The organism is Bacillus sp. JAS24-2 (assembly GCF_008274905.1).
In the GTDB taxonomy this organism is placed as follows: Bacteria; Bacillota; Bacilli; order Bacillales; family Bacillaceae_G; genus Bacillus_A; species Bacillus_A cereus.
This window is the reverse complement of sequence record NZ_CP031068.1, coordinates 1,612,660-1,633,933: the sequence shown is the minus strand read 5'-3', so window position 1 is coordinate 1,633,933 and position 21,274 is coordinate 1,612,660. Positions and strand designations below refer to the sequence as shown.

Here is a 21,274-nt window from a genome sequence, read left to right as displayed (position 1 = left end):
ATACTAAACAGTTAAAGGAGATACGAATATGAGAAAAGGAAAAACTCCTATTGTTTTTATCCCAGGTCTTTTCGGTTCAATGAGCAATATTATTATTCCCGGCACTGGTAATTGGAGTTTTGGACTTTCTGCATTTGTTTACGAACCATTCATCATGATGCTAGAAAGTATGGGGTACGAACGAAATAAAGACTTGTTCATCTGTTTTTATGACTGGCGGCAGCGTATTGTTCTTTCTACACAAAAATATTTATTACAAACGATTGCTTATGCTAAAAAGATTACAGGTTGCGATAAACTAAATTTAATTTGTCATAGTATGGGCGGCCTTCTTGGACGTTCTTACGTTCAAAGTGACGAATATAAAAATGATGTGAATCAACTTATAATACTCTGCACACCAAACGCTGGATCTCCACCAAATTATAGTTATTGGACTGGAGGCAGTCTCCCTATCCATGCCTCTTCTAAAATAAATATCGTTCATTTTTATATGGAACAATATATTTGTTACTTAAGCATCTTACATAAAATCAATAAAGTTGAGGCGATACACATTTACTTTCCAGGATTACAAGATGTTATTCCTTGTAAAGATTACGGAAATTATTTATTTATAAAATCCGACTCTTCTATTACATTTCTTCCTTATAGTAAGATGAAAATGAAAAACCCTTTCCTCGATATATTAAATACAAATAGATTTATTATACAAAAAAGAAATATTGAAACGACACTCATTGCCGGAGATGGAGAGGAAACAACTCAATATTTACAAGTCGTCCCTTCACATTCCAAACTGAAATGGACAGACGGCAAAGTCGTCGGTGATTTACTTACAAAACATGGTGACGGTAACGCTGTTCTACATAGCGTTTTTCTTCTAGAGGGAAATAAATATGTTTTGCATGCTTCACATAACGAAGTGCTCTACAAAAGCATTCCTATACTACAAAAGATACTCTAAGTTTCAAACAAAAAAGTATGGCATTAAGCCACACCTTTTCACATTAAACAAAATTTCTCGCGTCATTATTTCTTCCAAACTTATAAATAGCAATTAAGAAGAATGCAATTGCGAAAGCGAATAAAATTAAAATATTTAAATACAACTCCGAGAATGGTATTCCCTGCTGTAGTTTTGATATCGTATCTAACAACCAGCGCTGCGGAAGAAAATTAGCTACTTTTTGTACTGCACTTGGCATAATGTCATATGGGAAATAACATCCAGCAAGTAAGCATGTTGGTACAATGATCATATTTTGCATCGCATTTGCCGATGCTGAGTTTTTCGAAAAAGCTACAAGGACTAATGATATTCCAATTGCGATTAATGCAAATAGCATTAGTACGCCCATCATCACTATGAAAGGCATATTGATATTCGTATGAAAAACATTCGTTAGGAATAGGATTGTAATCAAAATTTGTACTGTTAGTATTATGATATTTACTCCGACATTAGATAATATAAACTTCTTCCCATCTATCGGCGTTGATAATAGTCTAAAGTACGTTCTATTCTCTTTTTCTTTTAAAATATGACCTGATAAGTTCGCTGCTGAAAACAGCATAAACATAATAAGGTAACCCATCGTTTGATTTGTCATATCTTTATTTTTCGAAGTATCTTCTAGCGTCTCAGTTTTCATTTTAAATGAACTTTTTTGATACCCTGCGTACATATTGTCGAATGTGCTTTGATCTGTTCCGGCTACTTTACTAATAGCTGCTATATTATCAATATAATTATATAAATATGATTTTATAAATCCTGTTACTTGATCACCTTTAATCGATGAAATTTCAATATGCTCTGGTTTCCCTTCTCGAACACTTTTTGAAAAACCAGAATCTAATGTAATAACTCCATCAAGTTTTTTGGAAGTGAGTTTATCTTCTATTTGAGACTCCTTAACCTTACTCACATTCACATGATTTAATCCTTCTAAAAACTTTATCGTATCATTTGCTATCGGCTCATTTTCTTTATTTACAATCCCGATATTTAACGTTCCTTGCCCTGCATTTCCGTATATCGAGAAGGAAATGAGCGTCCCTATTATCGGCAAGCTAATTATAATTAGTAAACTTTTTTTATTTTTCAAAAGCACAGATAACGTTTTTTGTATGAGCCATAAAATATCCTTCATACTATAGCCCCTCCCGTCTACGTAATGCAATAATTGCAATTAATAAAAAGAGTGCTGAAATTCCAATGTTTAAAGAAATGACTGGTAGTGCTGCCCCTACATCATTTGCATAAATAATTTTCATAACAGCTGTATTTGCCCAAGTTAATGGCGATAAATTCGTAACGAAATTTTCTTCTACTACGAAATATGCACCTCCAAAAATAGAAGCTAATTGCACAACAACCATAATAATTGCCCTAGACGCTTCAGCTGTTTTCGTGATATATCCGATTCCTAAACCGAAGCTAATTGCTAGAAAGACTTGTGTTAATAAAATAAGAAATATGATTCCAAGATGGTCGCCCCAATTCGCTTGAAAAACAAATTTACTAAATAACATGACGAGTAATATGCACAGGGCATTTGCTACTAGGCTACCAAGTACTTTTCCAATGAATATTTCAGCTTTACTTATAGGTGCAGCAATGAGACGATCTCCTGTTTTACGTATTCGTTCTCCTCGAATTAAAGAACTCGCTCCCATCGCAGCATACAGTGCAATCATCGTTGTCATTACAACCGCGTAGTAATCCATAGAACCTGGTTTTTTCGCAGCTTGTAAAGATGTTTCTTTTATATAATCATTATGGTTTCCGTTTGAAATAACTGTGCTCACCTTAGTAGGATCTACTCTTGCAACTTCGACCGCTACATTGTACTTATCAACAAATGTTGTAAGCATTCCTTCCACAATACTCCCCTCAATACTACTTTTGTCACTTCCGTAAAATTTTGCACCATCTTTATTTAACTCTACATAAGCAGCATATTTATTTTTCTTCACTTCTTCTTTCCCATCTATACTGCCGGAAGCTTTTTTAAAATGAATACCTGATTTATCCACTTCTTTCGTAAATGCTGCAAATGATTGAGAAAACGTGCTACTCGCTTCATCTTTATATAGCACTTGTATATCTTTAATCGAATGACTATCACTATTAAATGCGTTGGTTAACGCTGTTCCTAACACAAGCATAAGTACAATCGGAAATGCTAACATAAAAACTAAAGTTCTTACGTCTCTGAAATCTCTTTTAATATGCATAATTGCAATATTGAAGATGTTCAATTGATGAACCTCCCTTTACCTTTTCTTCATTTACCTTTTATTTATCTCGTAAGTTTCTTCCGGTTAACGTAAGAAATACTGTTTCTAAGTTTGGAGCCTGCTCCTCTAACGAACGAATTTCAATGTCATGATTAATGAAATGCTGAATAATTTGATTTAAATTATTTAATCCTGCATCCGAGTTTACCTTGATTACGTTCTCTTCAATTTGAACAGCTTTCACACCGTTTATCTCTTTTAACTTTTCTACATCTAAATTTTCTACTGACTTCACTTCAATCCAAATATCTTTCGTATCTGTAATAATCGCTTTTAACTGTTCTTTCGTACCTTCTGCAATCACTTTACCATGGTCGACAATTGCGATTTTCGTACAAATCTCTTCTACTTCTTCCATGTAGTGGCTCGTGTAAATAATAGTGCTTCCCATTTCATTTAACTTCCGGACAGACTGAAGAATATAGTTTCTTGACTGCGGATCAATTCCAACTGTCGGTTCATCCATAATAATTAACTTCGGTCTATGTGCAATTGCACAAGCAATATTCAATCTTCGTTTCATCCCGCCAGAAAAGTTTTTCGGATAACTTTTATGTTTATCGCTAAGCCCCACAAATTGCAGTGCTTCCTCCACTCTCGCTTTTAGCTCAACTCCTCTTAATCCGTACAACCCAGCAAAGAATTTCACATTTTCATAGGCAGTTAACTCTTCATAAATCGCAATATCTTGCGGAACGATACCGATATTCATCTTCGCAAATCGGTTATGTTTCTTTATATTTTTTCCTAGTATGCTAATTTCGCCTTCATTACTTCTTAACAAACCAGCAATCATATTAATCGTTGTACTCTTACCAGCACCATTCGATCCTAAAAAGCCAAATATTTCTCCTTCTTTAATAGATAAAGACATATTATCAACTGCGATGAAATCACCAAATTTTTTCGTTAAATTTTTAATTTCTAATGTATTCATCATTTCACCCCTATTTCGGTTTCTCTGCTTTTAGTATAAACAAAAAGAATGAACCTGCTCAGTGCAGAAGTTCATTCTTTTCACATGAGATTATTCACTTTTTTCATATGAGATGATTCATCCTCATATCGGCAACAACATTGTTACTGCAAAACCACTTGTTCCATCTACAATAATTTTTCCGTTTACTGACGCTGTTCGCTCCTCCATCCCCATAATCCCGAGACCTTTCTTAACGAGAACCGCACCTTTTCCGTTATCCTTCACTTGTACTTTCACCATCTTGTTAAGTACATGAATATCAATTGAGATGACTGTCGCATCAGCATACTTCATCGCGTTCGTTAATGCCTCCATAACATTTTCACCAATAATTTTCCACTGTATCGGAGAAATCATATCTAAGTTCCCTTTATAAACGAAAGGAATATTCACATCATTCTTACCGGCAAATTCCTCTATGAATAATTTCATACGATGAATACCAATTTGCTCAGTTGGTGGCTTCATATTTTTCAATGTAATGCGAATACTTTCAATTCCATCTTTTGAAATGTGAATTGCATTTTGTAATAACTCCGCAGATTTTTCTTTATCTATTTCCATTAACCTCTTTGCTGCCTCCATTTGAATAAGTGCACCCGTCATCGAGTGACCAATTTTATCATGAATTTCTTGCGATAACCGATTTCTCTCTTCTAGCTTAAATGTGTATTCAGATTGTCTTATGTACTCTTTATTTTCATGTAAGCTTTTCGTAAGTCGTTGCATATCTTTTCGCATCTTATCATTTTGCGATTCAAGCTTTACTACACGCGATATATATCGATCTGCAATAGTTAAAACGAGAAAAGAAAATGCAACAATTAATCCATAAGTCATTCGAATACTTTCATCTGCAATCGTAATTGGGAGCATCATAACGACAAAGCTTGGCCAATTCTTTTCTATGTAATAGAATGTAATTTCGTATAAGTTCAAAGGTAAAAACAAAATAAAAAATGGATGAACCCTCCATGTAAATAACATAACTACGCCAATGGACATACAGATTAATATTTTTTTATACGTATCTTTTTTAAATATAGAAATCATTACGTTTACAGAAAGGTAAATAAGTAAAGTAAATATAACCCACGGTAAATTTGCTACATTTGCGTAAATATAACTGAACACAATATATAAAAAGACAATTAATTTACTTACAGTTAACCAAAATTCCATATCATTAATCTACTTTCCCTGTTAAGTAATAAATCGCAATTTGTGTGCGATGTTCAAGTCCAGTTTTCCCTAAAACTGACGTAATATAATTTGCAATTGTTCCCTCAGATATAAAAAGCTGTTTCGAAATTTCTTTATTTGAGAAACCTTTTGCAATTAATGCGATAATACTAAGCTCCCTTTCTGTGAAAAGGCTCTTATCAATTTTACATTCTTCCTCCTTACTTTCCATTAAATTAGACTTAATTTTATCGAGGACAACATCTTGCATAACAGTTTGACCGTTATATACTCCTTTTATCGCATCACGAATACGCTCCGGATCGTTATTTTTTAATAAATAACCTTTCGCTCCGTTTTTTACTGCATCCAAAATATATTCATCATCATCAAACGTCGTTAAAATAAGCGGTTTTGTTTTCGTCTCTTCACAAATGAACTTCGTCGCCTCTACACCGTTCATATTTGGCATACGAACATCTAAAAGAGCAATATCAACTTCATGCTTTTTACAATACGCTACAGCTTCTTCCCCATCATTTACAGTATCTACTACTTCAAACTCTTCGTATGTATTTAAAATAATTTTCATGCCTTCTCTAATAAAAGAGTTATCATCTGCTATTAATATTTTAATTTTCATGTTTGTTAGTATGGACCTTTCCCTACTAACATTCACATCCTTTCTCCGTGTAACATTTCCTACTTGCTCATTATATACTTCTCTTTACCATTTTTTCACACCTTTTTTCATCTAGCTCTCCCGCAAAAAATATATTATTCTTTTTTTACAAAATGTGTAGGGTGACTTATCATTCTTTACGTCTATATAATAGAATGCGTCAAAAAGGAGGGAGAGACCGATTGAGGAAAAACAATTAATTGAAAAAGCACAGCAAGGAAGCGAGCATGCTTTTCGTATCCTTGTACAAACATATCGTCATTATATTTTTCAAGTTATCTTTTCTATTTTAAGACATGAAGAAGATTCGAAAGATGTTACACAAGAAGTATTCGTAAAAATTCACACCTCTCTCCCAAATTATCAATTTCGCGGATTAAAAACGTGGATGGCACGTATTGCCACCAATCACGCTATTGATTATAAGAGAAAGAAAGCTAGAGAAAGTGAAGAACTCTCCTTATGTAAAGAAGCTGAGGAAAATATACAGTCCTCTCATAATATTGAGGCTTTATTATTGACGAAAGAGCAAAAATTACTCATTGCTCAAAAACTGCGAGAACTTCCCGAAAATTACCGTGACGTTGTTCTCGCACATTACTTAGAAGAAAAGAGCTATCAAGAAATTGCTTTACAGGAAAACATCGAAGTAAAAACAGTCGAAATGAAACTGTATCGAGCACGAAAATGGATTAAAAAACATTGGAAGGAGGAAGAGTTTCTATGATGCATTATTCAAAAGAAGATTGGCGCAATTATACATTAGATTTTATAGAAAGTAATGAACGTGAATCTATGGAAGAACATCTTTATGAATGTGATCATTGTTTAGCACTTTATATGGAAAGTATTGATGAACAACATGAAAACCTTCCAATGATAAATGATGATTCATTTACGAACGAAGTTATGACGCAAATTAATTTTGAAACACTACAGTCTAATGAAAATATAAAAACAACCTCACTAAAGCGCACGATCATTCATTACATAATTGCGACTGCGGCTACAATTATTTTTATGGTAAGTGGTTTATTTCAGTATATTTTTACAGCGACATCAAATTTAGAGAAATCTTCAAAACATAACGAGTCTTCTATTTCACAACAAATTGTAAACAAATCGGTAGACACATCGAAAAAGGACGGAGGTTCAAAGCATGAATAAAAATCCCTTTTTAGCACTTGTATTAGGGCTAATTCCTGGGCTTGGACATTTATACTTAAAAAAGCTAGGACGGTTTATTTTATATAGCGGAGGATCACTATTTCTATTCTCCTTTGCAGTATTTTGTACCATAGTAGTAAGAGAACGTGATATTGCTTTTCTTTCTCTATTTTTACTAGCTGTTCTATGGGTAATTAACTTACTAGATTTAGTTATCACCATTATAAACCAAACGAAAAAGCAAGAAGCTGGAGAAGTGATAAATTCCTCTAAAGAGAGCGAACGATTTTATATCATTCTCTTATCCATCATCCCTGGACTTGGCCATTTCCAATTAGGACTTATGCAACGCGGACTTACATTTTTAGTAGCTTGCACAGGAATCGGAAGTATGATCATTTTCGTTGCACTTTTAACATCGCAAGAAAGTTTTCTTATCTTCCTTATTACGTTACCTGTTTTATGGATTTATAATTTCTTTGACGTTGTTCAGCAACTACAGAAAAAAGAACGTGGCGAGCAATTAATTGACCGTACTATTTTCGAAGATTTTGAAGAACATCGAGAGCAGGGAAAGAAAAGTAAAACATTTGCTTCTATTTTAGCGATGTTCCCTGGAGCAGGTCATATGTATTTAGGCTTACAACGCCGTGGTCTTCAGCTTATGGCAGCCTTCTTACTATCTATTTATTTACTCGACTTATTAAGACTTTCTGCGTTTTTATTTTTAGTACCAATCATTTGGTTCTATAGCTTTTTTGATGCGTTACAGCAAACAGCAAAATACGGAAAAGAACGAGTTCAAGACGAACCCATTATCGATTATTTTATAAATCATCAAAGATGGATCGGTATCGGATTAATTACACTCGGTGGTTATTATTTATTAAATCAAACAGTCCTTCCTATTTTGAATGATTATTTTGTAACTATATTTAATATTCATCTTAGTGAACTATATTATCGCTATTTCCAAACATCTATCGTTGCGCTCCTTTTAATTGGCGGCGGCTTTAAATTGTTACTTGGAAATAAAGAAAACAAAGGTGGGACAAGCGAATGAGGACTTGGCGTGTTGGAACATTCTCAATGGGGCTTTCTATTATATCGTTAGGATGCTTTTTACTATTTTCAGTCGTAAAAGGAATTCAAGTATTAGATACACTAACTGCATGGTGGCCAGTTTTACTCATCATACTTGGAGCCGAAGTTTTACTATACCTTCTATTTTCTAAGAAGGAACAATCATTTATTAAATATGATATTTTTAGTATTTTCTTTATCGGCGTTTTAGGAAGCGTCGGAATTGCTTTTTACTGTTTATTATCAACTGGATTACTAGAAGAAGTTCGTCACTCTATTAACACAACGAGGCAAACGAGTAATATTCCAGACGGACAATTTGATATACCTGAATCTATCAAAAAAATCGTAGTAGATGCAGGACATCAGCCTCTAACGATAGAGGGAAATAATACAAATCAAATTCATCTTTTGGGAACTTATGAAATGACAACGAAAGCAAATGAAAAACTCAATTTAAAACGAGATGATTTCCTTTCAGTTCAAACGGCTGGAGAAACGATGTATATCACTTTAAAATCTTTACCTGTTCAGCATACATTATTTAATTCAGCACCACAGGTGAAACCAACGCTTGTTCTTCCGCAAAATAAAAATGTGGAAATCCGTGCTTCAAATAACGAACTATCTCTTTATCCAGGTCAATTACAAAATAATTGGTTTGTACAGGAAAGCTCAAGAGTGTCTGTCCATCTTGCAAAAGAAAGTGATGTATCTTTAACAGCAGTAACGAATCAAAAAGAAACACATGGAAGTACACCTTGGGAACAAGTAGAAGATTTAACGAAAAACGAAAATACTTCTTCAGAAGAACATCCAGAATTAAACAACCAAGAACATTGGTATAAAAATTCGATTAAAACTGGAAATGGGACGTACAAGTTAAATATTGAGAAAGCTTATAATTTGAATATGAGTGTTCTCGAAAAATAAAAAACCTTCCGCAATTGCGGAAGGTTTTTCTCATATAATCGCTTTAATTCCTTCTAACACTAATCCAATCATAAATCCGCAAACCGCCCCGTTCACTCGGATCCACTGTAAATCTTTACCGACGTTATTTTCAATCATTTCGATTAACGTCTTATCATCTAACTTATCAAGGTTTTCTTGTACAAGCTTACCAATTTTCGAATGGTTCTTTTCCACAAGTGTGACAACTTGCTTTTGTAACCACTTCTCTATTTTTTGAACAGTTTGTTCATCTTCTTTTATTTTATTCATTTGTTTTTGTAAAAATGGAATAACATATTTATCAGCAAATTCTTCATTATTTACAAAAGAAACTGCTCTTTGCTGTACTTGCTCTAGCATCTCTTTTATTTTGTCAGTAGCATTCCAATTGGCAATCCATTTTTCTTTCCAATTTTCTAATTCTTGTAGTAACGCTTCATTTTCTTTTACATTTATAATTTCTTGACGAATTTTCGATAAAATAAGTTGTCTCGTACTATTATCTGCATCTTGTAAGCTGTTAATATTGCTAATAATAAATTTCTGCAAAATGCCGCCAATTTTATCTTCATCTACAATATTCATAAACGATTTCAATGTAAACTGCAAGAATCCATCTACTTTTATATTTTCCATCGCCTTCATACCTAAGCTTCCGAGCTGGTATCGAGCTTCATCTTGCGCTGTCCATTCTTTCACTTTTACTAATATGTAATCAAGTGTCTTTTCATCATATTCTTGCACTACTAATTGATCAACAAGCACTTGTAAAATGTTACTTGTATTAATTGTATGTAAATACGTCTTTAATTCTTTTTCAATAATAACCGCTAATTTTTCCGTATCGATTGAAACAATCGCTTTCTCAGCAATCGTTACAATGCCTTTTTTCACAGCATCAGACTGCATTTCTCTCTCAGCAATTTGCAGTACCATTTGTGCTAACTGCATCTCTTTTACTTTATTCGTAATACTTTCTTTCGTCAGCCATTCATTTTCTAACGTATTGATGAGCCCTTTCGTTACCCGTTTACGGTTTTTAGGTAACAAAGCTGTATGCGGAATTGGTATTCCCATCGGATGACGGAATAAAGCAGTAACCGCGAACCAATCTGCAAGCCCGCCAACCAATCCAGCTTCAAACCCCCCTTGTATAATCTCTCCTGCTACCGTTCCTTGAAAAGGGATAGAAGCCGCAAAGCCAACACCCATAACCCCAAGCGAAATACCCGCTATATATTTAGTCTGTAATGACATCGTATACACATCCTCTTATTATGTAAAATAAAGCTTTTTTGTTGTATTTATTCAATATTAGTTATCCTTTATATATACTATAAAGAACTATTGTGAAAATAACAAAGATTTTTATGTACATGAAAAAATGAGGCTACAACTAGCCTCATTTTTCTTATATCGTTAATTCCAAACCTTTCCTATAGTATTCATTCATTACATCTTTTGGAACCATACTTCCACCCGTTCCCCACACAATATGAGTACCTTTTTTCACCTTCTCTGTTAACTGTTGCTTTTGTAAATACTCATCTTCTTTACATACTTTCACTGGCCCTATCATACCTGCTAGTGCAGAAGGCTCTAAATAAATATTCTCCGTGTCAGCTAGTTCTTTTAACAATCTATATAACTCTTCATCGCTTACTGTGTAATTCCCACTCAAAAATGGTTCCATCGTTTTACCGACAAATCCAGACGGTCTTCCTACCGCTAGTCCGTCCGCGTCTGTTACATTATCAATCCCGATATCTTGAACAGCAATTTTATCATGAAGTCCTGTCATTAAACCGAGTAACATGCATGGAGAGTGCGTAGGCTCCGCAAAGAAGCAGTGCACGTTGTCTTTATACAATAACTTTAAACCAAATGCTACCCCGCCAGGTCCTCCTCCTACTCCGCACGGAAGATAAACAAATAAAGGATGATTTTCATCTACTACAACCTCTAACTCTTCTAATTGCTTTTGTAATCGCAATGCTGCTACTGCGTATCCTAAAAATAAATCATGGGAATTTTCATCATCTACAAAATAACAGCTAGGATCGGCATCTGCTTGCTGACGCCCCTCTTCTACTGCTTTACTATAATCAGCTTCATACTCAATAACGTTTACACCTTTACTTCTTAATAAATCTTTTTTCCATTGTTTCGCATCTGCTGACATATGAACCGTTACGTTAAAACCTAGTTTCGCACTCATAATCCCAATGCTTAGCCCTAAATTTCCTGTTGAACCGACCGCAATTGAATATTTGGCAAAAAACTCTCTACATGTATCACTATCTAAAATGGAATAATCATCTTCTTCTGTTAACATACCATGCTGCAATGCTAGTTGTTCAGCATGTTTCAACACTTCATAAATGCCGCCCCTAGCTTTAATTGATCCTGATATCGGAAGATGACTATCACATTTTAATAATAATTCTCCTAAAATAGGTTGCTTGTAATTTGTCTCTAAAGCTTCTTTCATAGAAGGTATTTTCACTAAAGATGATTCGATTATGCCGTTCGTCCCTTTCGTTTCAGGAAAAACTTTCGCAATATATGGTGCAAAACGCTTTAATCTCTCTTCCGCATCTTTTACATTCTCTTCATTAAGTGGTGAATCTTTTATTGCCCTTTCATACTTTTCTATGTTTGGATTTATCCAAAATACTTCTTCTGTTGCAATAAGTTTATTCACTAATGGGTATTCTGCTTGTAATGCCCCTATTTCTTTCATTTTGTTTCCTCCTTATATCCTTGTAGCTCACCATATAATAAATTATAATTAAATTAATTTTAATATAGTTTAACACAAATCGTTAACTTTAGTTAATTTAATTTAATTTATTTAAATATAATTTAATAACCCTTAAGGAGATTTTCATTATGGAAAATATAGATATTGGTAAAAAAATTGAAAAACAAAGAAAAGAAAAAGGTTTAACTAGTAAAGAACTAGCAAAGATGGCCGATATTACACCATCTATGTTAAGTCAAATTGAGCGTGGGTCCGCTAACCCTTCTATTCAAACATTAAAAGTGCTTGCTAAAGCTCTTGATGTGCCAACATTTAGCTTTTTACTTGAAGATACAAATACAGACGATTTAATTGTACGTTCCCATAAACGAAAGAAAATGATTATCGATAATTTATCATATGAAATGCTTTCACCTGATTTCACTGGAAATTTAGCAACAGCAATTATGACCGTCCCGCCTAATACAGCTTCATCAGAAAATGTGCTAGAACATAAAGGAGAAGAATTAGCATTTGTCTTAGATGGGAAAATCACATTATATTTAAACGAGGAAGAATACGTATTAGAAACTGGCGACAGTGTAAAGATACCTGCTTATTTGAAACATAAATGGGTGAATCATTTTGAGAAAAATGCGATAGTCTTATTTTCTGTTACTCCGCCGATTTTTTAATGTATCAATAAAAACAGGATGATTCTTATAAAATGCGGATTATCCTGTTTTTATTAAATAAGAAAGTGAAATTTTTGTTAAAAACTTAACAGTTGGACCCAATCCGAACAATCCTCCTAAAAACATATTTACAAGTGAAGCTATCCCTCCCATTGATGCTAACGTATCATGAGTCAGATTCATCCCACCACTACCAGAGGCACTTGTAATATTCACATAAAAATAAGAAACACGTAAAAATTAATTGTTTTTTCAGAATTTTGTTGAAAAATATGGTAAAATTACTCTTATACTTCTTCTATTTTGCTATTATAGAAATAATTAAATTAGAATACTTTTATCGGATGGGGGAATATATAATGAGTGTGTTATTAAAAGGGCATGAACAGATTGTCAACGAATTAAACATTTTATATCAAGTAATGGTAGCGGAGCAATTAATTGAAGCGAAACAATTAAAAGAAAAAATAGAGAAACAGATTAATAAAATTGAAGCTGATCAAAATCTATCGCTTTACTACTCCCTACTAAACTTTAAATATAAGGTCCTAACCGATTGGACAAACATTAAGTATGATACTTTTAGTCAAATTGTTCGTTTAGACAATCCAATAACTGAAGACTTTATTACTTATTATTATCACTTTTTTAAAGCTGAACATGCTACCATTATTGGAAATTATGATGAAGCAAAAAAAGAATACGAAAAAGCTGAATCCCTTTTAAAACATGTACCAGGTGAACTAGAAGAAGCTGAATATAAATATAAATTTGCTATATTTAATCACCATACAAACAAACCACTTACAGCAATCAATTATGCAAATCAAGCGAAAGAGATTTTCTCAAAATATCCACGTTATGAAATTAAAATAGCTCTATGCGAAAACATTTTAGGCTCATGTTCTGTTTATTTAAAACAATTCGAACAAGCCGAAGAGAACTATAATTCAGCAATCAATATTTTACAAAAGCTGAAAGACGATACACTAATCTTAAAAGTTCGAAATAACTTAGGTTGGCTCTACTCTTCTCAAAATCTATCAACCCTTGCTATTAGACATCTTACAATAGTTACAAACAAATTACCTAAACACCTAAAAGCCAATTTTCTACAAGCCAAAGAACATTTTAGTTTAAATGAAAAAGAACTTGCAAACGATTGGGTTCAAAAAGGCTTAGAAATTTGTAATGAATTAAATAATCAAGAATATAAACACCATTTCACTATCTTAAAAACACAACACACTGGTATTCTAGACGACTTAGAAAACGCAATCATTGCAGGCACCACATATTTTAACAGTAAAGAATTATACGATTATGCACAAGAATATTACGAATTATTAGCAGTAGAATTTCATAAAGTGAATAAAATAGAGAAATCTCAAAAATATTTTTTCAAAACTTACGAAGCAAAACAAAAATTATTAACTAAGGAGGCACTAAGATAATGAAAAAGATTAGTTTAGCTATTTTAACCTTTACATGCATACTTGCTTTTGGCTTTAATAATTTCACTGAAAATCAACAAGCAAAACAACTTCCAAAATGGGATACAGATAAACAAGAAACACATGCAGACCTGTAGAAACCTAAAAACCCCTAATAAAGGGGTTTTTAGGTTTCTACAATATAATGATTTAGCATATGATGAAGAAATACGCTTATAAAAGATATCCATACACAGATACTCTCTGTACATGGATATCTTTTATTTTTTCGGCACCAACAAAATCCCTAAACTAATAATACAAAAGCTCATTATTTGCTGTGCTGATAGACCAAACTGTACCGAATTTTGTTCACTAACAAGCGAAATAATAATTTGAGCAAACCCCTCAACAATTAGAAAAATACTTATATTCTTTCCATTTCCGAGCCTTTCATTTTTCATCCATAACAAACCCATTATACAAAGGTTGAGGATAATCTCATATACAAAAATAGGATGATACAAAAATTTAGATTCGTATATATTCATTCCCCATGGTAGTGTCGTTTGTACACCTACTTCATGATGTAATAGAAAATAAAAGATAATGCACACACACAATCCAAAAGGGAGTACATCAAGTAAAATGCGAAGCGAAAATTGTTCCTTTTTACTTTTCCAAACAATGTATACACTAGCAATTACGCATCCTACTACAATATGTTGCATACTTCCTATAGCTAATAATGCTTGCAATGGCGATTTAAAAGCCCATACAGGATTTAAAATTGCTGGTGCAAACTTCCATACAAATACGATGATAATAAACGCATTTGTTACGGCATCCATCATTTTTTCATATGATGCATTTTGATGCCTCATCTTTCGTTTCATCAACATAAATCCAAATAGACTTCCAATTATAAGAGATACGGGTTGTAATCTCACGATCCACTCCATCATCACGAAATCCCCTTTTAGCTCTCAATCAATTTCTTAAATTTCTTTTCTAATTGATCTGGTGGTAATACACCTCGTACATGATCTACTATAATTCCATCTTTATTAACAAAAAATGTCGTCGGTAAAGAGAATACTTTATAATCTAGTCCAGCTACTCCGTCCATATCTAATAGAACAGGAAACTCAAACCCATAGCGATTAGCAAATGCGCTTGCTTCTTGTACTGGGTCACTAACAGTTGCATTCACCGCAAAAATTTCAACATCCTTTTTATATTTATCATACATATGAACTAAGTCAGGTGCCTCCATTTCACACGGCCCACACCATGATGCCCAAAAATTAATAATATATGGTTTTCCCTTGGCATCATTTAACGACTGCAACTTTCCGTCTAATCCTTTTAATGTGATGCCAGGTGCTTTAAAACCTACTTGTGGTAATACTTCTTTCTCTTGTAACTCTGCTTGCTTTGCTTTTCTTTCCTTTTCTTCTTTCTTTGAATTATAAAAGTTAACCCCCGCCCAAGCGAGAGCACCTACTAGTATAATAGCAATTAGTTTCTTCACTTTTCTTCCTCCTCATTTTTAAAAACCTGTAAATCCACCGAATAGACGAATAAAGAGTGCTGTAATTTTCGTCATTTGATTTGTATACAATAAAATACCTGTAATATATGATAAATAAGATATATATAGCGATAAAAAGTATAATGATATAAATGACAACACTCTATCCACACTACATAGAGTAGTGTTTACCCTAAAAAAAGAGGCTATATGCACTCTCCGACAATAAGTACAATCGACACACAGAATAACCCTATTGTTACATATACCGAGTTCGTATGTAACGGAATAGTAAGCTTAGCAACCTTTTCATTTAACACTTGCTCGATTCGTAAATTTATTGCTGTTTTTGCAAATGAAGCTGTAACACATCGATTCTCCATTGTCTTTATTTTAATTAATTTTAATAACGCGCTACCTAACTCAAATGAAGATTCCATTTTTTGCATCGCATATTTATCTGCTGCTAACTCTTGATACGTATGATATCGTTGTAACAATTCTTTTAATATCGGGATGTACATCATTCCTTCTGCTAATAACGTAAAACAAAATAATTTTAGCGGATCCCAATTATTTTGATGATATTCTTCATGGAAAATAATCGCATCAATCTCTTCATCTGAAAACGTCTGAAGCAAACCTTCTGACATGACAACTTTCGGACGGAATAATCCAATTGTAAACGCTGCAACTTCCGCAGTCGGCAGTATATATATTTGTTTCCCTTTTCTAATAAATGGGATAAGTACTTTTTGTACTTTTTTACTATAGAAAAATTGCCGCCAAATTCTTTTACACACAATCAATACAGTAATTAATAATAACCCCGCTACTATAATACGAACCATTGATAGTTCTTTCATATGTTTTTCTAACTGAAACAAGCAAAACTTTGAAAGGAAGAATGCCTTATTTTGAAAGAGAAATGGATATGTAACATAATACAATAACAAGCTGAAAAAGAGGGTACTAACAATGAGCGCTAACAATACGATTTTACGCATTTGCCATTTCATTTCATCGATCCTCTTTTTTTAACTGATTCAATTTGTCTTCTAATTTTTTTATTAAATTCGGATCAGCCTGCTCTAACTCATCTATCATATGTGTTATAACTAAATCTCCAAATTCCCCCACTAATTCCTGTGTCATTTTCTTCGTTTGATTGGATAAGAATTCTTCTTTCGTTTGTATAGCACGATATATGCCACTTCTTTTTACAGTCTGTTTTTCTAAGTGTAATTTCTCTACTAACCTGTTCATAACTGTCATAACAGTATTAAAATTCACAGGCGATTCTTCACTTAATTTCTGCTGGACTTCTTTAATAGTAATACCTTCAGTAGACCAAATAATCTCCATAATCTTCGCTTCAAGCGGTCCAAAGAAATGATTTAATCCTTGCTCATTTAACCTATAGTTTTGCGTAAACATCGTATGACTCCTTTCACACTACGAATTGTAGTACAAATTAAATGAGAGGTCAAACGCAAGTAATACAAACTAAAATTCACTACCTATAAATACGTACCTCATTCTATTCATTATAAGCCTAACTTATCTCCAAATGTATCAAAGAGATACTGCTCTAATATTTGTACACTAAACTTCTCATTACGCCCAAGGGCAAATAATTCCCGATCCTTCGCTACGATAGTATCTAACGGAATAACTACATTATCCACTATTTTTGTAATTTCAATTATATTACTTTTTACATTTACTTCTGTTTTAAATTCAACGTTTTCTAACACTATATGTGAACGTCTTCCTGATGCAAAAAAAGTAAAATTAGGATTTTTAACAACGCCAATTTCAGTCTCTAACGCATATAAATAGTGAAAAATTACATCTCTATGTCCATCTTTTATTATTTTTTCATCCTTCTCATCGTCTAAGTATTCTTTCAGCTTCGTTGTAAATTCAAATCGAAAATCCACTTTTTTCACGCTCCTTCTTTGTATTTCATATTAAATAAATATATTGAAATAATTTTACCATATTGTAATACAACTTCCTATTAAAAGTAAAAACTGTTTTAGAAAATCGCTATTATTTCCGATACCCTTTTAAAATATAAGTATAAATTCAATATGAATGAATGCTTCATTACATCTATTTAAACATATTTTTTCCATTTTTTGAAACATTAGTATGAAATATTATATATCAATGAATGGTTTCTAATTCATTGGTATATATAGTCAGTAGTTTCTTTACTATCCCGATATACTTAAACTACATTTTCTACTTATTCATTACATATAGAGAAGGAATGTAACTCTCTTCTATCGAATTTTTATATAACAAAAATAATTAGGTGGTGCTTTACTATGAAATTAGCTGTCATTGGTGGCGGTGATTTACAAGATTCAAATCACTTGCCTATTAATGAACGCCTTATAGAATTAACAAATAAACAGTATCCAAAAGTATTGTTTATTCCAACGGCTAGTCATGATGATGAAAGCTATATAAAATTATTTTTAGACACGTTTGAAAAACAATTACATTGTGAAGTACAAATTTTACGCATTACAACAGATTCACCTTCTAAGTATGAAATAGAGGAGATGATTCATTCAGCCGATTTAATTTATCTAGGTGGCGGAAACTATATTCACATGCTTACGCAATGGAAAGAACATAGACTTGATAAAAAATTATTATTGGCTCTGCAACAAGGAACACTTATTGCTGGTTATAGCGCTGGTGCTATGTGTTGGTTCACGTCTAGTATCCGATCAGATTATGAAGGTTCTGGTTACATAGAGAGTAACGGATGGGGTATTGTTAATAAAAGATTTTGTCCACATTATAATCAATTAAACAGAATGAACGCCTTCCATTCCTTTTTACAAAATCATCAAGGGAATATAGAAGGAATTGCACTGGAGGATAATTGCGCTTTATATATTACAGAGGAATCCTTTGAGATTATCGGTGAATCAGAAAAAGCGTGGGAGTTTTATATGAGTGATAAAACTCTCATTAGACAACATTTTGATATAACTTTAAAAAGCTATTTGTAAACCTGCACTTAAGAAAAAATGTCCCTAAGTCTAATAACTTAGGGACATTTTTTCTATTTAACTAACTAATCGTGTAATTCGTTTCTTTTGCCATGAAAGCTTATAATATGCATACTGCAATAGTAAGCTGACAATAAATGCTGCTGGATACCCAATCCAGATACCTTCTATTCCAAGACTTGTATGGTAAGAAAGATAATATGCTACGGGTACTTCTACAAGCCAAATTGAAACAACTCCAATAACAGTTGGCCAAAGTACTGTACCGCTCGCTCGCATTGTCGCACTAATAATTTGTGCATGACCGAAAATTAAATAACTCCATAACGTAATCATAACTAAGCTATGAGCAATTTCAATTGTAGTTTGACTCGTTAAAAATAGTGATAAAATGTCTCTTGAGAATAAATAAATAAGAGATATTAACACACCACCGATGACGTAGTTCATAATAATTCCGGCCTTCACAACTTTCTGCAATCGATCAAATTGATTCGCCCCAATTGATTGTGCTGCAAAAATAGAAACTGTAATACCAAGGCTAACTGCTGGCATTTGTACATAACTTGCAACTTGATTCACAACGCCGTAAGCAGCTGTTGCATCCGAACCGTAACGATTTACAAATGCGATTACGGCAATCTCAGATAATGAAACTAATATCATATTTATACTTGCCGGTATACCGAGCCTTAGCAATAGCTTTAATAACTCCCCATCCATTCGAAGGTATTTTCTAACCGTTCCATCTAGTTGTAATGGGTGATTTTTCTTCTTTAAATACACAAGCATGACAATAAACGTAATAACTGTAGATATAACAGATGCATAGGCTGCTCCATACACATCTAATTTCGGAGCTCCTAACCATCCAAAAATAAGAACTGGTAATAAAATCATATTTAGTGCTGTACTTACAATTAAAAAGTAAAATGGCGTTTTAGAATCTCCTGTACCTCTCATAAATGTTGTATATGCGAAATATAAAAATAATACTGGCATCGATATAAATAAAATCCGTGCATAATGTACACTTATTTCAATAATATTTTCTGGTGTTCCCATTAGACGCATAATATCCATCGCAAAAATACTTCCTATTATCGCCAACACAACTCCAATAATAAAGGTAAATGTCAGCGTCGTACCAACGATAGCTTTTAAACGATCTTCGTTTTTAGCACCAAACGCCTGACCAATTAAAATAGAGCTTCCTGAACCGATACCAATTACAAATGAAACGAGCAAGAAAAATAATGGGAAGAATGCTGATATAGCCGCTAAATCATTAACTCCAAGCCATCTTCCTACTACTACCATACCAAATAATTGTCCAACTGATTGTAGTACATTACTTAATAATAACGGTACTAAAAACATCGACATCGATTTCCAAATCGGTTTACTCTCACTTTCCAACTTATGTGACTCCGCACCTTCTTTATTGTTATCTGCAGGTGGTTTCAAATTTCATTTCTCCTTTTATTAAACATCTATTTTCAATCTCTATCTCTTTGTATAGTTGTTATAATACTGTGCTTCTATTCATTTTCTTTTCGTATGATTATAACTTCACCCAATATTGACTTCCATCGGCTGTTCGATCTAAAAATCCATATTCGATTAAATATCTTCTTAATGTTACAAAATCAGGGTATACATTTTCTATCACTGTATTTACTTCTTTTTCAGTATACTTTTTATTACTATCAAACTTCTTCACTAAATGGCGCAATATAATTAATTTACGCTTTTGTTTCTTCGGAAATTTAGAGAGAGGTCCATCTAACCCTTCTGTAAAATGAGCTTTTAATACTTCATCATTTTCTTCTTCCGTAATATTGTATCGATCATCTACCATCGTTGCTGTTCTATGAATTGGCACAAATTTCGTTTGTACTTTTGATTTTTCTTCTGATAATTCCATTAGCGCTAAAAATACTTTTGCTTGTTTCATTTTCTCTCGCAGTGTAAATCGATGATTACGAATTGTTGATGTACTTCCGCCATCCATCTCTTTTACAATTTCTTTATCATTCAGTCCCATATAGAAAAACTGAACCATTTTCTTTTGTAAATCCGTTAATCCAGTAAATTTCTTATCCATATTTAGCAAATAATCAAACATAGACGTATGCTCATTTTGAATATGCAATTGGACGAACTTCTCTGCTTCATACAAAACTTGATTATCTTGATAAATAACACCTTTAATAAATGTTTCACCACAAGCTAAGCAAATGTACCCCTCTTTTTCTTCATCAAACACATACCCTTTCTTTAATTCCTCTATTGACGCATCCCAAAACTTCTCTGAAATATCGCTCATACTAAACACTCCTTCAAAATGTTTATTTAAAAACCAAACAAATCGCTATATCGTTTATTATTACTTCATCATCTTATCACAACACAAACAAACATTTCAACGTTTCGTTTGCCCATTTTATAAACTTTTATAAAAACATCTATCGAAAGGAT

24 protein-coding genes are annotated in these 21,274 nt (G+C 33.0%); 9 read left to right on the top strand and 15 right to left on the bottom strand.

The genetic code is table 11. The features are described from left to right. Positions 1–28 precede the first annotated feature (28 nt). On the top strand, positions 29–967 hold the full coding sequence (locus tag DN407_RS08645; protein WP_058839106.1) for an esterase/lipase family protein: 939 nt from the start codon (positions 29–31) through the stop codon (positions 965–967). A 43-nt stretch (positions 968–1,010) separates the two neighbouring features. Here the strand turns inward: DN407_RS08645 and DN407_RS08640 are convergent, their stop codons facing one another. The 5 genes from DN407_RS08640 to DN407_RS08620 form a co-directional block, all read right to left on the bottom strand. Then, positions 1,011–2,156, bottom strand: a complete 1,146-nt coding sequence (locus DN407_RS08640) for an ABC transporter permease (RefSeq protein ID WP_000651885.1) — start codon at positions 2,154–2,156, stop codon at positions 1,011–1,013. Position 2,157: 1 nt separating this feature from the next. Next, the gene (locus DN407_RS08635) at positions 2,158–3,267 is read right to left on the bottom strand and encodes an ABC transporter permease (RefSeq protein WP_098434624.1); all 1,110 of its coding nucleotides are present in this window, start codon (positions 3,265–3,267) and stop codon (positions 2,158–2,160) included. 37 nt (positions 3,268–3,304) lie between these two features. Then, a complete protein-coding gene (locus DN407_RS08630) occupies positions 3,305–4,243 on the bottom strand; it encodes an ABC transporter ATP-binding protein (protein ID WP_001093830.1) in 939 nt (312 codons plus the stop codon). A 123-nt stretch (positions 4,244–4,366) separates the two neighbouring features. Then, on the bottom strand, positions 4,367–5,467 hold the full coding sequence (locus DN407_RS08625; RefSeq protein ID WP_058839109.1) for a sensor histidine kinase: 1,101 nt from the start codon (positions 5,465–5,467) through the stop codon (positions 4,367–4,369). 4 nt (positions 5,468–5,471) lie between these two features. Further along, the gene (locus DN407_RS08620) at positions 5,472–6,110 is read right to left on the bottom strand and encodes a response regulator transcription factor (RefSeq protein WP_000694093.1); all 639 of its coding nucleotides are present in this window, start codon (positions 6,108–6,110) and stop codon (positions 5,472–5,474) included. 220 nt (positions 6,111–6,330) lie between these two features. On the opposite strand from DN407_RS08620, the gene DN407_RS08610 reads away from it, so the two are divergent. Genes DN407_RS08610 through exsE form a run of 4 tightly spaced genes read left to right on the top strand, consistent with a single transcriptional unit; the run spans position 6,331 to position 9,332 of the window. Continuing rightward, complete coding sequence (locus tag DN407_RS08610) at positions 6,331–6,876, top strand: RNA polymerase sigma factor (RefSeq protein ID WP_306302920.1); 546 nt, start codon at positions 6,331–6,333, stop codon at positions 6,874–6,876. Further along, positions 6,873–7,316 (top strand): hypothetical protein, encoded by a 444-nt coding sequence (locus tag DN407_RS08605; RefSeq protein WP_000972351.1) that lies wholly within the window; start codon positions 6,873–6,875, stop codon positions 7,314–7,316. Before DN407_RS08610 ends, DN407_RS08605 begins: the two co-directional genes overlap by 4 nt. Continuing rightward, positions 7,309–8,379 (top strand): hypothetical protein, encoded by a 1,071-nt coding sequence (locus DN407_RS08600; RefSeq protein WP_001039124.1) that lies wholly within the window; start codon positions 7,309–7,311, stop codon positions 8,377–8,379. The genes DN407_RS08605 and DN407_RS08600 overlap by 8 nt, the downstream gene beginning before the upstream one ends. Then, a complete protein-coding gene (gene exsE, locus DN407_RS08595; protein ID WP_001261427.1) occupies positions 8,376–9,332 on the top strand; it encodes an exosporium protein ExsE in 957 nt (318 codons plus the stop codon). The genes DN407_RS08600 and exsE overlap by 4 nt, the downstream gene beginning before the upstream one ends. Positions 9,333–9,362: 30 nt before the next feature. On the opposite strand, the gene DN407_RS08590 is transcribed toward exsE, so the two are convergent. After that, positions 9,363–10,610, bottom strand: coding sequence for a DUF445 domain-containing protein (locus tag DN407_RS08590; RefSeq protein ID WP_098295621.1), 1,248 nt, complete (start codon positions 10,608–10,610; stop codon positions 9,363–9,365). Between the two features lie 154 nt (positions 10,611–10,764). Beyond that, on the bottom strand, positions 10,765–12,096 hold the full coding sequence (locus DN407_RS08585; RefSeq protein WP_098507690.1) for a D-serine ammonia-lyase: 1,332 nt from the start codon (positions 12,094–12,096) through the stop codon (positions 10,765–10,767). Positions 12,097–12,245: 149 nt separating this feature from the next. On the opposite strand from DN407_RS08585, the gene DN407_RS08580 reads away from it, so the two are divergent. Beyond that, the gene (locus tag DN407_RS08580; RefSeq protein WP_000427637.1) at positions 12,246–12,791 is read left to right on the top strand and encodes a helix-turn-helix domain-containing protein; all 546 of its coding nucleotides are present in this window, start codon (positions 12,246–12,248) and stop codon (positions 12,789–12,791) included. A gap of 39 nt (positions 12,792–12,830) precedes the next feature. Here DN407_RS08580 and DN407_RS08575 read toward each other — a convergent pair whose 3' ends face one another. Next, the gene (locus tag DN407_RS08575) at positions 12,831–13,007 is read right to left on the bottom strand and encodes a hypothetical protein (RefSeq protein WP_002061098.1); all 177 of its coding nucleotides are present in this window, start codon (positions 13,005–13,007) and stop codon (positions 12,831–12,833) included. A gap of 143 nt (positions 13,008–13,150) precedes the next feature. Between DN407_RS08575 and DN407_RS08570 the strand changes: the two genes are divergently transcribed. Together DN407_RS08570 and DN407_RS31580 are read left to right on the top strand one after the other, a co-directional pair. Next, entirely contained in the window at positions 13,151–14,245 is a 1,095-nt protein-coding gene (locus DN407_RS08570) for a response regulator aspartate phosphatase (RefSeq protein WP_000114846.1), read from the top strand. Further along, positions 14,245–14,382, top strand: a complete 138-nt coding sequence (locus DN407_RS31580; RefSeq protein WP_000724010.1) for a hypothetical protein — start codon at positions 14,245–14,247, stop codon at positions 14,380–14,382. Before DN407_RS08570 ends, DN407_RS31580 begins: the two co-directional genes overlap by 1 nt. Before the next feature lie 123 nt (positions 14,383–14,505). Here DN407_RS31580 and DN407_RS08565 read toward each other — a convergent pair whose 3' ends face one another. The 5 genes from DN407_RS08565 to DN407_RS08545 form a co-directional block, all read right to left on the bottom strand. Then, positions 14,506–15,186, bottom strand: coding sequence for a prolipoprotein diacylglyceryl transferase family protein (locus DN407_RS08565; protein WP_033667336.1), 681 nt, complete (start codon positions 15,184–15,186; stop codon positions 14,506–14,508). A gap of 17 nt (positions 15,187–15,203) precedes the next feature. After that, entirely contained in the window at positions 15,204–15,758 is a 555-nt protein-coding gene (locus DN407_RS08560) for a TlpA family protein disulfide reductase (protein ID WP_000733174.1), read from the bottom strand. 206 nt (positions 15,759–15,964) lie between these two features. Next, on the bottom strand, positions 15,965–16,777 hold the full coding sequence (locus tag DN407_RS08555; protein WP_000871931.1) for a M56 family metallopeptidase: 813 nt from the start codon (positions 16,775–16,777) through the stop codon (positions 15,965–15,967). Position 16,778: 1 nt separating this feature from the next. Beyond that, positions 16,779–17,195 (bottom strand): BlaI/MecI/CopY family transcriptional regulator, encoded by a 417-nt coding sequence (locus DN407_RS08550; RefSeq protein ID WP_000495075.1) that lies wholly within the window; start codon positions 17,193–17,195, stop codon positions 16,779–16,781. Between the two features lie 110 nt (positions 17,196–17,305). Beyond that, positions 17,306–17,701 (bottom strand): DUF3942 family protein, encoded by a 396-nt coding sequence (locus DN407_RS08545; RefSeq protein ID WP_000347526.1) that lies wholly within the window; start codon positions 17,699–17,701, stop codon positions 17,306–17,308. Between the two features lie 393 nt (positions 17,702–18,094). On the opposite strand from DN407_RS08545, the gene DN407_RS08540 reads away from it, so the two are divergent. Beyond that, complete coding sequence (locus DN407_RS08540; RefSeq protein ID WP_000762123.1) at positions 18,095–18,793, top strand: peptidase E; 699 nt, start codon at positions 18,095–18,097, stop codon at positions 18,791–18,793. Between the two features lie 57 nt (positions 18,794–18,850). On the opposite strand, the gene DN407_RS08535 is transcribed toward DN407_RS08540, so the two are convergent. Both DN407_RS08535 and DN407_RS08530 read right to left on the bottom strand, forming a co-directional pair. Beyond that, positions 18,851–20,260, bottom strand: a complete 1,410-nt coding sequence (locus DN407_RS08535) for an MATE family efflux transporter (protein ID WP_000804128.1) — start codon at positions 20,258–20,260, stop codon at positions 18,851–18,853. Positions 20,261–20,357: 97 nt separating this feature from the next. Continuing rightward, positions 20,358–21,122, bottom strand: coding sequence for a DUF2087 domain-containing protein (locus DN407_RS08530; RefSeq protein WP_001280278.1), 765 nt, complete (start codon positions 21,120–21,122; stop codon positions 20,358–20,360). Between the last annotated feature and the right edge of the window lie 152 nt (positions 21,123–21,274).

What these genes read in the sequence shown, in the direction of transcription:
- DN407_RS08540 (WP_000762123.1), top strand. Translation starts at nt 18,095, where the DNA reads ATGAAATTAGCTGTCATTGGTGGCGGTGATTTACAAGATTCAAATCAC.
- DN407_RS08570 (WP_000114846.1), top strand. Translation starts at nt 13,151, where the DNA reads ATGAGTGTGTTATTAAAAGGGCATGAACAGATTGTCAACGAATTAAAC.
- DN407_RS08605 (WP_000972351.1), top strand. Translation starts at nt 6,873, where the DNA reads ATGATGCATTATTCAAAAGAAGATTGGCGCAATTATACATTAGATTTT.
- DN407_RS08645 (WP_058839106.1), top strand. Translation starts at nt 29, where the DNA reads ATGAGAAAAGGAAAAACTCCTATTGTTTTTATCCCAGGTCTTTTCGGT.
- exsE (WP_001261427.1), top strand. Translation starts at nt 8,376, where the DNA reads ATGAGGACTTGGCGTGTTGGAACATTCTCAATGGGGCTTTCTATTATA.
- DN407_RS08640 (WP_000651885.1), bottom strand. Translation starts at nt 2,156, where the DNA reads ATGAAGGATATTTTATGGCTCATACAAAAAACGTTATCTGTGCTTTTG.
- DN407_RS31580 (WP_000724010.1), top strand. Translation starts at nt 14,245, where the DNA reads ATGAAAAAGATTAGTTTAGCTATTTTAACCTTTACATGCATACTTGCT.
- DN407_RS08550 (WP_000495075.1), bottom strand. Translation starts at nt 17,195, where the DNA reads ATGTTTACGCAAAACTATAGGTTAAATGAGCAAGGATTAAATCATTTC.
- DN407_RS08625 (WP_058839109.1), bottom strand. Translation starts at nt 5,467, where the DNA reads ATGGAATTTTGGTTAACTGTAAGTAAATTAATTGTCTTTTTATATATT.
- DN407_RS08565 (WP_033667336.1), bottom strand. Translation starts at nt 15,186, where the DNA reads ATGGAGTGGATCGTGAGATTACAACCCGTATCTCTTATAATTGGAAGT.
- DN407_RS08600 (WP_001039124.1), top strand. Translation starts at nt 7,309, where the DNA reads ATGAATAAAAATCCCTTTTTAGCACTTGTATTAGGGCTAATTCCTGGG.
- DN407_RS08580 (WP_000427637.1), top strand. Translation starts at nt 12,246, where the DNA reads ATGGAAAATATAGATATTGGTAAAAAAATTGAAAAACAAAGAAAAGAA.
- DN407_RS08585 (WP_098507690.1), bottom strand. Translation starts at nt 12,096, where the DNA reads ATGAAAGAAATAGGGGCATTACAAGCAGAATACCCATTAGTGAATAAA.
- DN407_RS08555 (WP_000871931.1), bottom strand. Translation starts at nt 16,777, where the DNA reads ATGAAATGGCAAATGCGTAAAATCGTATTGTTAGCGCTCATTGTTAGT.
- DN407_RS08620 (WP_000694093.1), bottom strand. Translation starts at nt 6,110, where the DNA reads ATGAAAATTAAAATATTAATAGCAGATGATAACTCTTTTATTAGAGAA.
- DN407_RS08530 (WP_001280278.1), bottom strand. Translation starts at nt 21,122, where the DNA reads ATGAGCGATATTTCAGAGAAGTTTTGGGATGCGTCAATAGAGGAATTA.
- DN407_RS08590 (WP_098295621.1), bottom strand. Translation starts at nt 10,610, where the DNA reads ATGTCATTACAGACTAAATATATAGCGGGTATTTCGCTTGGGGTTATG.
- DN407_RS08630 (WP_001093830.1), bottom strand. Translation starts at nt 4,243, where the DNA reads ATGAATACATTAGAAATTAAAAATTTAACGAAAAAATTTGGTGATTTC.